This window comes from Vibrio sp. OPT18 (genome assembly GCF_015163615.1).
Lineage (GTDB): Bacteria > Pseudomonadota > Gammaproteobacteria > Enterobacterales > Vibrionaceae > Vibrio > Vibrio coralliirubri.
The window spans coordinates 53,836-66,238 of sequence record NZ_JADDYK010000063.1; the positions used below are offsets into that span (position 1 = coordinate 53,836).

Sequence of the window (12,403 nt, forward strand, 5' to 3'; positions counted from 1 at the left end):
ATGCGGGCGATGGCCGTATGAAAGTGAAAGATAACGTCAAGCGCATGGTGAACTTCCGCCCTCAGAACTTGATGGACAGCTATGCATTGTTAGGCAAGTTCGACATCATTTTCTGTCGTAACGTGCTGATTTACTTCTCGCCTGATATGAAGTCAAAGGTACTTAACCAGATGGCAAATAGCCTGAACCCTGGTGGTTACTTACTATTGGGTGCGTCTGAATCGTTAACAGGCTTAACGGATCGTTTTGAAATGGTTCGCTGTAATCCAGGCATCATCTACAAATTAAAGTAACGAGCGACACCCATATTAGGTGTAACGTTACCGTCTAAATTTAAAACCCAGCCAAGTGCTGGGTTTTCTTTTTCCTGCTTAAGCTATATCTTTAAGTCAGAGTGACATTCCAATTTACTCTATTTTTTGGCTTGTATATTGCAAGTTTACCCACGAGTAACCTGTAAAAGCATTGATAGACCGCTTTGTTTTAAAAGTTGGTATATATATTGCTTTGGTTATTTCATAACAGTCAGTTCTTGAGTTGAGGTTTACATGGCTATTTCTTTTGATAATGCTTTGGGCATTCACCAGCACACAGTTGGTGTACGTGAGCGTAACGCTGAGGTGCTTTCCACCAATATCGCGCAAGCAAACACGCCTGGGTATAAAGCAAAGGGATTAGACTTTAAGAAATCACTGCAAGCGGCAAGTTCTGGGGCAAGCATTGGTCTTAGCCGTACAGATGGTCGGCACATTTCTGCCTCAACAACGGTGAACGGGGAAACGAAGTATCGAATTCCTACACAACCTGATACAGGAGATGGCAACACGGTTGATTTGGATTTGGAAAGAAACCTTTTCATGCAAAACCAAATTAGGCATCAAGCCTCTCTCGACTTCTTAGGAAGTAAGTTCAAGAATTTAACTAAAGCGATTAAAGGGGAATAATTAGATGAGCTTATTTAATGTATTCAATGTGACTGGTTCTGCGATGAGTGCTGAATCTGTTCGTCTAAATACGACCTCGAGCAACCTTGCGAACGCGGACAGTGTAAGTAGTTCTGCTGAAGAAACTTACAAGGCTCGTCACGCAGTGTTTGGCGCTGAGTTAAATCGAGCACGCAACAGTGACCACACTGTGCCTGTGAAAGTATTAGGTATTGTAGAAAGCGATAAGCCGCTGAGCGCGGAGTACAACCCGGACCACCCATTAGCGAACAACGAAGGCTACATCTACAAGCCTAACGTGAACGTTATGGAAGAGATGGCAAACATGATTTCGGCATCACGTGCGTACCAAACGAACGTACAGGTTGCTGACTCGAGTAAACAAATGCTGCTGCGTACGCTGCAGATGGGTCAATAAGGATAAGGAGGTAGCACATGGCTGGAATCAACAACAATGTTGGTCAAAGCGGCTTGTCCTATGTTGACCAGCTGAAGAGTCTTCAAGATGGCGCTAAGAAGCCCGACGAAACAACAGGTAAGCAGGATCTTAAACAAGAAGACTTCTTATCTTTGTTGACTAAGCAACTAGCACAACAAGACCCTTTCAAGCCGGTTAGCAATGACCAGATGATTGCGCAAATGGCTTCATTTGCGACCGTAGATGGCATTGGCAAAATGAATACACAGTTTGAAAGCTTGAATTCATCAATGACCTCTAACCAAGCACTTCAGGCATCCTCTTTGGTTGGCCGTGATGTATTGGTTCCTGGTGCGGCAGGTGTAAAACCCGGTGATGGCGGTATGGCGGCAATGGTTAAGCTTCCTCAGGCAATGGACAATGTAATGGTCCGTGTTGAGAACGAAGTTGGCCAATTGGTTCGCACATTTGATATCGGCTCTAAACCATCTGGTGATACACGTGTTGAATGGGACGGAAAAGACGAAGACGGTAACCCATTGCCGGCCGGTAAATACAACGTGAAAGCGTCGGGTTTGCTGGATGGCGAGAACACAGAGTTCCAAGTTTCCAGTTATGCGAACGTGAACAGTGTGCTTCTTGGTAAGGGCGATGGCAACGTACTACTCAATCTGGCTGGTTTCACATCGCCAGTACGACTTGCTGAAGTACTAGAAGTTGGTAAAGCGTAGCTCTTTATTGAGTGACTATGCTAGCTAGATAGATTAGGAGAATAATGGAATGTCATATGTAGCTTTAAGCGGCTTATCCGCTGCACAATTAGACCTGAATACAACCAGTAACAACATTGCGAACGCAAACACATTTGGCTTTAAAGAGTCTCGTGCCGAGTTTGGTGATGTTTATTCAAGCTCGTTGTTCACTAACGGAAAAACCACCCCTGGTGGCGGTGCGCAAGCTAGCAAAGTGGCGCAACAATTTCACGAAGGTTCAAGTATTTATACGAATAACCCAATGGATTTGAGAGTTAGTGGTACAGGTTTTTTTGCTGTAGCTAAAGATCGCATGGTGCCAGAGATTAATGAATTAACTCGTAATGGAGCATTTCACCTTAATAAAGATAACTACATGGTAACCTCAAATGATGAGTTTCTTCTTGGTTATGCAGTTGATCCTGCAAGTGGTGAAGTATCTTCATATGCCCCAAAGCCATTAAGCATTCCTGCAGAGTTTGGTAAGCCAAAGCAAACAGGTAATATTGAAGTCGGGGTTAACCTTCCGGCGAATGGTGATCTTAAAGACCCGGCTGCATTTAATTTCAATGATTCTGATACTTATAATCGTTCAACATCTTCGACGGTATACGATTCTATGGGGCAGTCTTACAAGTTAACGACTTATTACCTCAAAGATCAAACCCAACCTAATACTTGGCAAACTTACTACACGATGACTGATGGTGAAGGTGAAAAGCCAGTCAACATTACCGGTGGTGACGCTACCAACGCAACAGGTCATATCGGTCACACTATGCGCTTTAACAATGACGGTACTTTAGCGAATCTAAATAATGGCCAGCCGATTATTTCTGAGCAGCTAGGTTCAGGTACGACTCCGATTGACTTAAATGGTGCCGATGTAACTCAAACACTTAATTTTGGTCTAGACTCCTCAACTCAGTTTGCTGCTCCATTTGAATTGACTAAGTTTGATGAAGATGGTGCAACAACGGGTTTCCTTACTAAGGTTGATTTTGATGAAGCCGGCAGTGTTCTGGGTACTTACTCAAATGGTGAAAATGTGATGCTTGGCCGTGTAGGCTTGGTTCGTGTACCAAATGAGCAAGGTCTGGATAAGAAAGGCGGTACTCAATGGGATTCTACTAGTTACTCTGGCGATAAGATCTGGGGTGAATCGAACAAAGGTTCATTTGGTAGCATCAACAACGGCTCGTTAGAGCAGTCGAACATCGATATGACTCAAGAGCTGGTTGATTTGATTTCTGCTCAACGCAACTTCCAAGCGAACTCACGTTCTCTAGAAGTACACAACCAGCTACAACAGAATATTCTTCAGATTCGTTAATCGTTTCGAGCGTTTGAATCATCTGCGAATACCCAATTCAATATTATTGAATTGGGTATTGTTGTTTGTCTTCTTATTTGCCGCCCCTATTGCCGCACGGTAATGCCACTGGCAACAATTCTTCCTGAATGATCCTTTAATGATCACCCCTCTTTGTTCATTTCCTGTTTAAATTATTGATAAATAACGGTTAAAAATATTGGCACAGTGTTTGCTTTATAAGCTCTAGAAGATGATTTTTTGGAGCAAAATTATGGATCGCGCACTGTTTCTTGCCATGAGTGGCGCAAAGCAAAATATGCAGGCTTTGCAGCTACGTGCAAACAACCTTGCCAACGTAAGTACAACGGGTTTCCGTGCTGATTTAGCACAAGCACGTTCAATGCAAGCGTATGGTGAAGGCATGCCTACTCGTGTTTTCAGCATGACAGAGCGTCCTGGTCATAATTTCGCGCAAGGTAGTGTGGTTACCACTGGCCGAGATCTCGATGTTACCGTTCAAGGTGATGGCTGGATTTCAGTTATGGATAACACCGGCCGCGAAGGTTTAACGCGTAACGGTAATCTAAAGGTTGACCAAAACGGTTTGCTAACTAACGCAAGTGGCCATTTGGTGCTAGGTGAAAACGATGCGCCAATCACACTGCCAATTCCAATCAGTAAAGTAGAAATTGGTACTGACGGTACGATTTCGGTAATTCCTCAAGGCGCTCCAGCTGAAGAATTGGCCGTGGTTGATCGTATTAAGCTTGTGCGTCCAGACAACCAAAGTTTGTTTAAAGATACGAATGGTCTATTCCGTTCGAAAAACCCAGATCAGGCATACGAAGCAGATGCAGCGGTAACGTTGCTAAAAGGTGCTATCGAAGGCAGTAACGTAAATGCCGTAGGTGAAATGACCAGCCTAATTGACTTACAACGTCAGTTTGAAATGCAGGTCAAGATGATGAGCACAGCAGAGGAAATGGACAAGTCGTCTGATTCACTGCTTCGTATGAGCTAATAGAATTTAAAGGACATTACTATGCATCCAGCATTATGGGTAAGTAAAACGGGTTTAGACGCCCAACAAACCAATATCTCAACGATTTCGAACAACCTTGCCAACGCCTCGACCATTGGTTTTAAAAAGAGCCGCGCGGTATTTGAAGATTTGTTCTACCAAAATATTAATCAACCGGGTGGTCAATCATCTCAGAATACTGAGCTACCAAGTGGTTTGATGCTGGGTGCCGGTTCTAAGGTCGTCGCAACTCAAAAAGTGCATACTCACGGTAACGCACAAACGACGTCTAACAGCCTAGACATGATGATTGAAGGCGACGGTTTCTTCCAAGTTGAAATGCCAGACGGTGAAACAGGTTACAGCCGCAATGGTCAGTTCACACTGAACGGTGAAGGCGCGATCGTAACGTCGGGCCAAGGTTACCCTCTACAACCAGAAATCGTGATTCCTGAAGACGCGATCTCAGTAACGGTTGGTAACGACGGTGAAGTATCGGTTCGTCTACGTGGTGAGCAAAACAACGTCGTGGTTGGTCAAATTACCATTACTGACTTTGTAAACCCAGGCGGTCTAGAACCTGTAGGTCAAAACCTTTACTTGCCAACTGGTGCGAGTGGCGACCCACAAGAGGGTGTTCCGGGTTTTGATGGCCTAGGTAACATTCGCCAGTCGATGCTAGAGACATCGAACGTAAACGTAACCGAAGAGCTGGTAAACATGATTGAAGCTCAGCGTGTATACGAAATGAACTCGAAAGTTATCTCGTCAGTAGACAAGATGATGAGCTTTGTTAACCAACAGCTGTAATTGGTTTATTCGCCGTTTACTTTTTAATTAATCGATCTGTTTTTGCTAATTGACCCATTTACCACTGCCTGCTGAGAGTATATCGCCATGAAACGTATTTTTTGTTTAGCTTTGTTTATGTCTATGTCGGGGTGTGCTGTGCTGGACCCGATTGAGACTCCGGCAGAAGAAAATGCAACCACAGTGGTTGATGCTGTGGAAGGTGATAAGTCGGCGCAAGAGAGCTCAGGCATTATCGATACGCTTCGTGGTAGAACCGACCCAATTGCTGGTGACCCAGCATGGGCGCCAATCAACCCAAAGCAGAAACCAGAGCATTACGCAGCGGCAACGGGCTCATTGTTCAATGTGAATCACATTGGCAGCATGTATGACGACTCAAAACCGCGTGGTATTGGTGACATCATTACTGTGGCGCTAGATGAGAATACTCGAGCGACCAAAAAAGCCAACGCAGACATGTCTAAGTCGAATGATGCATCGATGGAGCCACTGGCCGTTGGTGGTCAAGAGCTGACGATCGACAAGTACAACTTCTCTTATGACCTGAGCAACACCAATACCTTTGCGGGTGATGCGTCAGCCAACCAAAGTAACAGCATCAGCGGCTACATCACCGTAGAAGTGATCGAAGTATTAGCTAATGGCAACCTAGTGGTTCGTGGTGAGAAGTGGATGACACTGAACACCGGCGATGAGTACATCCGCCTAAGCGGCACCATCCGTCCAGACGATATTGACTTCGAAAATACCATCGCTTCAAACCGTGTTTCTAACGCGCGAATTCAGTACTCAGGAACTGGCGTACAGAAAGATATGCAAGAGCCTGGATTCTTGGCACGATTCTTTAATGTATCACTGTAGAGCTTGAGAGGGTGTCTACATACTGACAGCCTCTATCATGCAGCCATATTTAGCTAAGCTATTATAAATTAAAGCAATACAGACAGGTTACTCAATGAAAAAACTAACACTCGTACTATTCGGCATGCTATTTCTTGCCACCAGTGCCCATGCTGCGCGTATCAAAGACGTGGCAAAAGTGGCGGGTGTTCGCAGTAACCAACTTGTCGGTTATGGTTTGGTGACTGGTTTGCCGGGTACAGGTGAAACAACTCCCTTTACCGATCAAACGTTTAACGCGATGCTGCAAAATTTTGGCATTCAATTGCCGCCCGGCACTAAGCCAAAAACCAAAAACGTAGCGGCAGTAATTGTTACCGCTGAACTTCCGGCATTCTCTAAGCAAGGTCAGGAAGTTGACGTAACAGTGTCTTCTATCGGTTCAGCAAAAAGCCTTCGTGGTGGTACCTTGCTACAGACATTCCTGAAAGGTCTAGACGGTCAAGTGTATGCGGTCGCGCAAGGTAACTTAGTGGTAAGTGGCTTTAGTGCGCAAGGTAACGACGGTTCCAAGATTGTCGGTAACAACCCTAACGTGGGTATCATCTCTAGCGGTGCAACAGTAGAACAAGAGATCCCAACCCCATTCGGCCGTGGCGACTACATCACCTTTAACCTAATTCAATCTGATTTCACAACGGCTCAGCGTTTGGCTGATGCGGTTAACAACTTCCTAGGTCCACAGATGGCGTCTGCGGTAGACGCGACGTCTGTAAAAGTTCGCGCTCCTCGAGAAATCAGCCAACGCGTGGCTTTCCTGTCGGCAATCGAAAACATCGAATTTGATCCTGCAGAGGGCTCTGCAAAAATCATTGTTAACTCTCGTACCGGAACTATTGTAGTTGGTAAGCACGTTCGTCTAAGAGCGGCGGCGGTCACCCACGGTGGTATGACGGTTGCAATCAAAGAAAATCTAAACGTAAGCCAACCGAATGCATTCTCTGGTGGCCAAACGGTAGTGGTTCCTGATTCAGATATCGAAATCACGGAAGGCGATGGCAAGATGTTCAAATTTGAACCTGGCCTAACGCTGGACGATTTGGTCCGCGCAGTCAATGAAGTGGGCGCTGCACCTTCTGATTTAATGGCAATCCTTCAAGCACTGAAACAAGCGGGTGCGATTGAAGGCCAGTTGATCATTATCTAAGGGGGCAAAGCATGATTAAGAATAACAATGACATCGGCTTTATTCATGACATCGGCAGCCTAGACCGTCTTCGTCAACAAGCAGTAAACGGTGAAGAAGGTAGCGAGAAAGAAGCATTAACTGCTGCGGCAAAACAGTTTGAATCGATTTTCACCTCGATGTTGTTTAAGTCGATGCGCGATGCGAACTCGAGCTTTAAGTCAGATATGCTGAACAGCCAGAATGAGCAGTTCTATCGTCAGATGCAAGATGACCAAATGGCGAGTGAGTTGAGCGCTTCAGGTTCGTTAGGTCTTGCGGATATGATCGTAGCTCAGCTAAGCGCAGGCCAAGCAAGCGATGCGTCTGAAGAGAAAGTTCGCAGTGAAGGCTTTGATGCTTCATTGCAACGACCACAATACTCAGGCCGTTCGGAAGAGCGAGTGTCAGACGTTCAATCTGCCCAAGTTGCGTCTAAAGCAAAACAGCCAGTATCCTTTGATTCTCCAGAATCGTTTGTGACTTCAATGAAGCCTTACGCTGAAAAAGCGGCAAGTGCGCTTGGAGTGGACTCGTCTCTACTATTGGCACAAGCAGCTCTTGAAACGGGTTGGGGTTCTAAAATGATTAAGAACTCTTTGGGCAACAGTAATAACCTATTCAACATCAAAGCAGACAGAAGTTGGAAGGGTGATAAGGTTGCTACGCAGACGCTTGAGTTCCATGGTAAAACTGCGGTTAAAGAGTCCGCTTCTTTCCGTTCTTACTCAAACTTTGAAGATAGCTTTAACGACTATGTGAAGTTCTTGAATGAAAACCCAAGATACGAAACGGCATTGCAGCATCAAGGTAACTCAGAGAATTTCATCAAAGGTATTCACCAAGCAGGTTACGCAACGGATCCTAACTATGCAGACAAGGTTCTGCGAGTGAAAGCCAAGATTGACGAGATGAACTAGCGTTATTGAATGTACTCGAGAGCTTGCCATAGGCAGGCTATTTTCTTATCTATCCCCTGAAAGTTTGCAGCGAAGTCTGTCGTTATCTCCTTACACTTCAATAAATTATTGTCTTTTATCTCTCGACTGTCTCTATTGGCACATATATTGCTTTTTAAACTGGTAGTTAATCAGTTTATCCTGATTTTGTTAAGTTTTTTGGGGGCATTATGGCGTCGGATCTTCTGAATGTAGGGGCACAAAGTGTTCTTACTGCTCAGAGACAGCTAAACACCACAGGTCATAACATTTCTAACGCCAACACAGAGGGCTATAGCCGCCAATCTGTGATTCAAGGTGTGAATGACCCGCGTCAGTACGGTGGCCAAAGCTACGGTATGGGTGTGCATGTGGAAAATGTTCGCCGCTCTTGGGACCAATTTGCCGTCAACGAACTTAACTTATCGACAACCAATGCCGCCAATAAAGGCGACACCGAAGCTAACCTCGATATGCTGTCGAGTATGCTGTCATCGGTTGCTTCTAAGAAGATTCCAGAAAACCTCAACGAATGGTTTGATTCGGTTAAAACATTAGCCGATACACCGAATGATGTCGGTGCTCGAAAAGTTGTATTAGAAAAGGCTGGACTACTCAGCAAGACGTTAAATGAATTCCATGAAACGGTTCGTCAACAATCTGATTCTACTAATAAAAAATTAGATATGGGTATTGAGCGAGTTAACCAACTTGCGTACGAGATCCGTGATGTTCAGCGTTTAATGATGCGAACTCCTGGGCCTCATAATGACCTACGAGATCAGCACGAAAAGTTGATTAATGAGCTTTCTGGTTACACCAAAGTAACGGTGACACCACGCTCAAATGCCGAAGGGTTTAATGTCCATATTGGTAATGGCCACACCTTGGTCTCTGGTAGTGAAGCAAGCCAATTAAAAATGGTTGATGGATTACCCGATACACATCAGCGCCGCCTAGCGATTGTTGAAGGTAAGTCTTTAAAACCGATCACCAGCAGTGATATCGACGGAAAAATCGGCGCCATGCTAGACATGCGTGACGAACATATCCCGGCAATCATGGATGAGCTTGGTCGTTTGGCGACCGCGTTTTCATACGAGGTAAATAGTCTTCAAGAACAAGGTTTGGATCTTAACGGCAACGTAGGTAAGGACCTGTTTACCGACGTGAACTCAGAGCTGGTGGCAAAATCTCGTGTCACGGCTAGCGGGCAATCGAAAGCCGATGTTGCGGTATACATTGATGATACCTCTGCTTTAAAAGGCGGTGAGTATGGCCTGAAATACGATGGCAGTGATTATGTCGTGACTAAGCCGAACGGTGAGACCGTTAAGATGGCGACCGACTCTAGCGGTAGTGCTTTTTATCTTGATGGCATGCGAGTGGAAGTACGTAATCCTCCTGAACTAGGAGAGAAGCTGTTACTGCGTCCAACTCGCAATTTTGCTGCTCAAATACAGATGGAAACCAAAGACCCGAAAGACATTGCCGCACAAAGCTATGAAGCATCGACTACGTTTGCCAAGGGTACTGCTGGGTTCAAAATCTTAGCGGCAGGTCAATTGCGTGAGTTCGAAGTGATTGTATCACCGAAGGGTGAGCAGTTTGCGGTTACCGATCCTAAGGGCAACATTTTAATGCAGCCTCAACCGTATCCGCCTGAAGGCCCAGTGACCATCAACGGTACAACATTTGAGTTAACTCCAGGCGCGGTGGCAAACGACAAGTTTACGGCAAACCTTGTCCCATCAGAAGGTGATAACGGTAACCTTCGTAAGCTACAAGATCTTCAAACAGGAAAGCTGTTGAATGAGGGTGAGTCTACGATTTTAGACCTTTACCACAACTTGAATACCAATACGGGCTTGAAATCTTCAACGGCCAATCGCTTGAGTGATATCGCGAGGTTAGAAAAACAGTCGGCTCAAGAGCGTATTGCTTCTATCTCGGGAGTAAACCTCGATGAAGAAGCGGCAAATATGATGAAATTTCAACAAGCGTATATGGCTTCTTCACGCATCATGCAAGCAGCCAACGATACGTTTAACACTATTTTGGCTCTGAGATAGGATGGTATAAATGTTGAATCGTATCTCTAGCTTCCATAATTATCAGTCAGTACAAAATGACTTGCGCCGTCAAGAGAACAAGGTGCATCACAACCAAGCGCAACTTGCTTCCGGTAAGAAGTTACAGTCGCCAAGTGATGACCCATTGGCGACGCACTATTTGCAGAACATTGGTCAGCAGTCAGAACAACTAAAGCAATATAGCGACGCAATAGTCTTGGTTCGTAATCGATTAGAACATCAAGAAGTTATGATTTCTAATTCAGAGGATTTTGCTGATGAAGCAAAACGTACCGTGATGGAAATGGTTAACGGTTCATTATCTCCAGAAGACCGCCTTGCAAAGAGACGTGAAATTCAAGAGTTAGCTAGTAATTTTTTGCATATGTCTAACTCCCAAGATGAGTCAGGTAACTATACATTTGCAGGTACAAAACCTAAGAATCAGCCATTTTTCCGAGATAACAAGGGCCATGTCAGTTATGCCGGAGACGATTATCAACGCAAGATGCGTGTGGCAAGCAGTTTTGAAATGGCGATGAATGATCCGGGTAGCAAGTTGTTTATGGAGATCGATAATCCATTCGGTGATTATGAACCTCAATATGATTTGCAGCCAGCCTCCGCATTGCTACTTGAAAGAGCAACAAATGAATCTTTTCAAGACGAATCAACCTACAAAATTACTTTTGTAGATATGCAAAATGGCAAATTTGCTTATCAACTCGAAAAAGATGGCAGCACGGTGTCTGTAGAAGATTTTGAACCATCTAAAGGTATTGAATATGAAGGTTTGAGTATTCAAATCAAAGGCCAAATAACCAAAGGTGATTCGATTACTTTGGAGCCAAGAAGCTCATTTTCAATATTTGACACCTTCCAAGATGCAGCAGAACTTGCAGAATCATCAGTGTCTGACGCATCAGCGACGGCAAAGTTGCAACAAGCAACTGAAGAGTTCCATGCTGCGTTTATTCATTTGACCAAAGCGAGAACGGATGTCGGTGCGCGATTGAATACGCTCGATATCCAAGAGCAGCAGCATGAAGATTTTAAGCTGTCTTTAGCGAAAGCAAAAAGCAACTTTGAAGACTTGGATTACTCGAAAGCGATCATTGAGTTCAATGAAAACTCTCGAGCATTACAAGCTTCTCAACAAGCGTTTGGCAAAACCAAAGACCTGACCTTGTTTAACTATATTTAATGTTCAATCGACATTTAATGGTGACTTGTCGATCACCATGGCGTTGATTCCTTGCCGTATGTGCTATGCCATACGAGCGAATGACGCCACAGTTTGCCGCTTTTTTGTACGGAGCGTGATGTTTCTAAAATAGCGGCAAAAAACGGCAATAAGGAAGGTGAATATTTTTCACTTTCTAATAGAAGAAAGTAATAATTGCGCAGTGTTGTGTGTAAGTTTTTGATTTTTAGATAATTAAAAAATTATTTATAGGAGATTAAACTTGGCACATAACTTGTAACTGTGTTGGTTATAAATGATTAATACAGATCTTAAACCTTGTATAGGTTTATCGAGTAATACACGGTCAGTGCTTATCCATATGAGAGTAAAGCTGGCCGCTTCGCAGAAACTTTGCGGACTCATAAGGAGAGCAAAATGGCTATCAATGTAAGCACTAACGTTTCTGCTATGACAGCACAACGTTACCTGAATAAAGCGTCTAATGATTTAGCGACCTCTATGGAACGTTTGTCATCAGGGCATAAAATCAACAGCGCGAAAGACGATGCAGCCGGTCTGCAAATCTCTAACCGTTTAACGGCGCAATCACGTGGTTTAGACGTTGCAATGCGTAATGCCAATGATGGTATTTCAATTGCACAAACTGCTGAAGGCGCGATGAATGAATCAACCAACGTACTGCAACGTATGCGTGATCTGGCGATTCAATCATCAAACGGAACTAACACCGCAGCTGAACGTACCGCGCTCAATGAAGAGTCTTCGGCACTTCAAGATGAGCTTAACCGTATCGCAGAGACAACCTCATTTGGTGGCCGTCGTCTATTGAACGGTTCATTTGGTGAAGCATCGTTCCAG

General features: G+C 44.5%; 12 protein-coding genes and 1 pseudogene. All 13 read left to right on the plus strand.

Annotated elements, in window-relative coordinates:
- The coding region (locus IQQ51_RS27295) for a CheR family methyltransferase (RefSeq protein WP_228012958.1) at positions 1 to 293 on the plus strand (293 nt) is incomplete at its 5' end.
- Between the two features lie 255 nt (positions 294 to 548).
- A complete protein-coding gene (gene flgB, locus IQQ51_RS17410) occupies positions 549 to 944 on the plus strand; it encodes a flagellar basal body rod protein FlgB (protein ID WP_004736175.1) in 396 nt (131 codons plus the stop codon).
- Between the two features lie 4 nt (positions 945 to 948).
- The gene (flgC, locus tag IQQ51_RS17415; RefSeq protein ID WP_017631739.1) at positions 949 to 1,362 is read left to right on the plus strand and encodes a flagellar basal body rod protein FlgC; all 414 of its coding nucleotides are present in this window, start codon (positions 949 to 951) and stop codon (positions 1,360 to 1,362) included.
- Positions 1,363 to 1,379: 17 nt separating this feature from the next.
- Positions 1,380 to 2,093, plus strand: coding sequence for a flagellar hook assembly protein FlgD (gene flgD, locus IQQ51_RS17420; protein ID WP_010439286.1), 714 nt, complete (start codon positions 1,380 to 1,382; stop codon positions 2,091 to 2,093).
- Between the two features lie 49 nt (positions 2,094 to 2,142).
- Positions 2,143 to 3,447, plus strand: a complete 1,305-nt coding sequence (gene flgE, locus IQQ51_RS17425) for a flagellar hook protein FlgE (RefSeq protein ID WP_193841666.1) — start codon at positions 2,143 to 2,145, stop codon at positions 3,445 to 3,447.
- A 253-nt stretch (positions 3,448 to 3,700) separates the two neighbouring features.
- Positions 3,701 to 4,450 (plus strand): flagellar basal body rod protein FlgF, encoded by a 750-nt coding sequence (locus IQQ51_RS17430; protein WP_019825277.1) that lies wholly within the window; start codon positions 3,701 to 3,703, stop codon positions 4,448 to 4,450.
- Positions 4,451 to 4,471: 21 nt separating this feature from the next.
- Positions 4,472 to 5,260, plus strand: coding sequence for a flagellar basal-body rod protein FlgG (flgG, locus tag IQQ51_RS17435; protein WP_017062259.1), 789 nt, complete (start codon positions 4,472 to 4,474; stop codon positions 5,258 to 5,260).
- Positions 5,261 to 5,347: 87 nt separating this feature from the next.
- Complete coding sequence (flgH, locus tag IQQ51_RS17440) at positions 5,348 to 6,124, plus strand: flagellar basal body L-ring protein FlgH (protein ID WP_017064132.1); 777 nt, start codon at positions 5,348 to 5,350, stop codon at positions 6,122 to 6,124.
- Between the two features lie 94 nt (positions 6,125 to 6,218).
- Entirely contained in the window at positions 6,219 to 7,310 is a 1,092-nt protein-coding gene (locus IQQ51_RS17445) for a flagellar basal body P-ring protein FlgI (RefSeq protein WP_017076828.1), read from the plus strand.
- 11 nt (positions 7,311 to 7,321) lie between these two features.
- A complete protein-coding gene (flgJ, locus tag IQQ51_RS17450; protein ID WP_193841667.1) occupies positions 7,322 to 8,248 on the plus strand; it encodes a flagellar assembly peptidoglycan hydrolase FlgJ in 927 nt (308 codons plus the stop codon).
- A gap of 209 nt (positions 8,249 to 8,457) precedes the next feature.
- Positions 8,458 to 10,338 carry a flagellar hook-associated protein FlgK gene (gene flgK / locus IQQ51_RS17455; protein ID WP_193841668.1) on the plus strand — a complete coding sequence of 627 codons (1,881 nt, stop codon included), beginning with the start codon at positions 8,458 to 8,460 and terminating at the stop codon, positions 10,336 to 10,338.
- A gap of 10 nt (positions 10,339 to 10,348) precedes the next feature.
- Complete coding sequence (flgL, locus tag IQQ51_RS17460; protein WP_065675599.1) at positions 10,349 to 11,542, plus strand: flagellar hook-associated protein FlgL; 1,194 nt, start codon at positions 10,349 to 10,351, stop codon at positions 11,540 to 11,542.
- A 417-nt stretch (positions 11,543 to 11,959) separates the two neighbouring features.
- A pseudogene (locus IQQ51_RS27300) lies at positions 11,960 to 12,403 on the plus strand (flagellin); the annotation flags it as partial.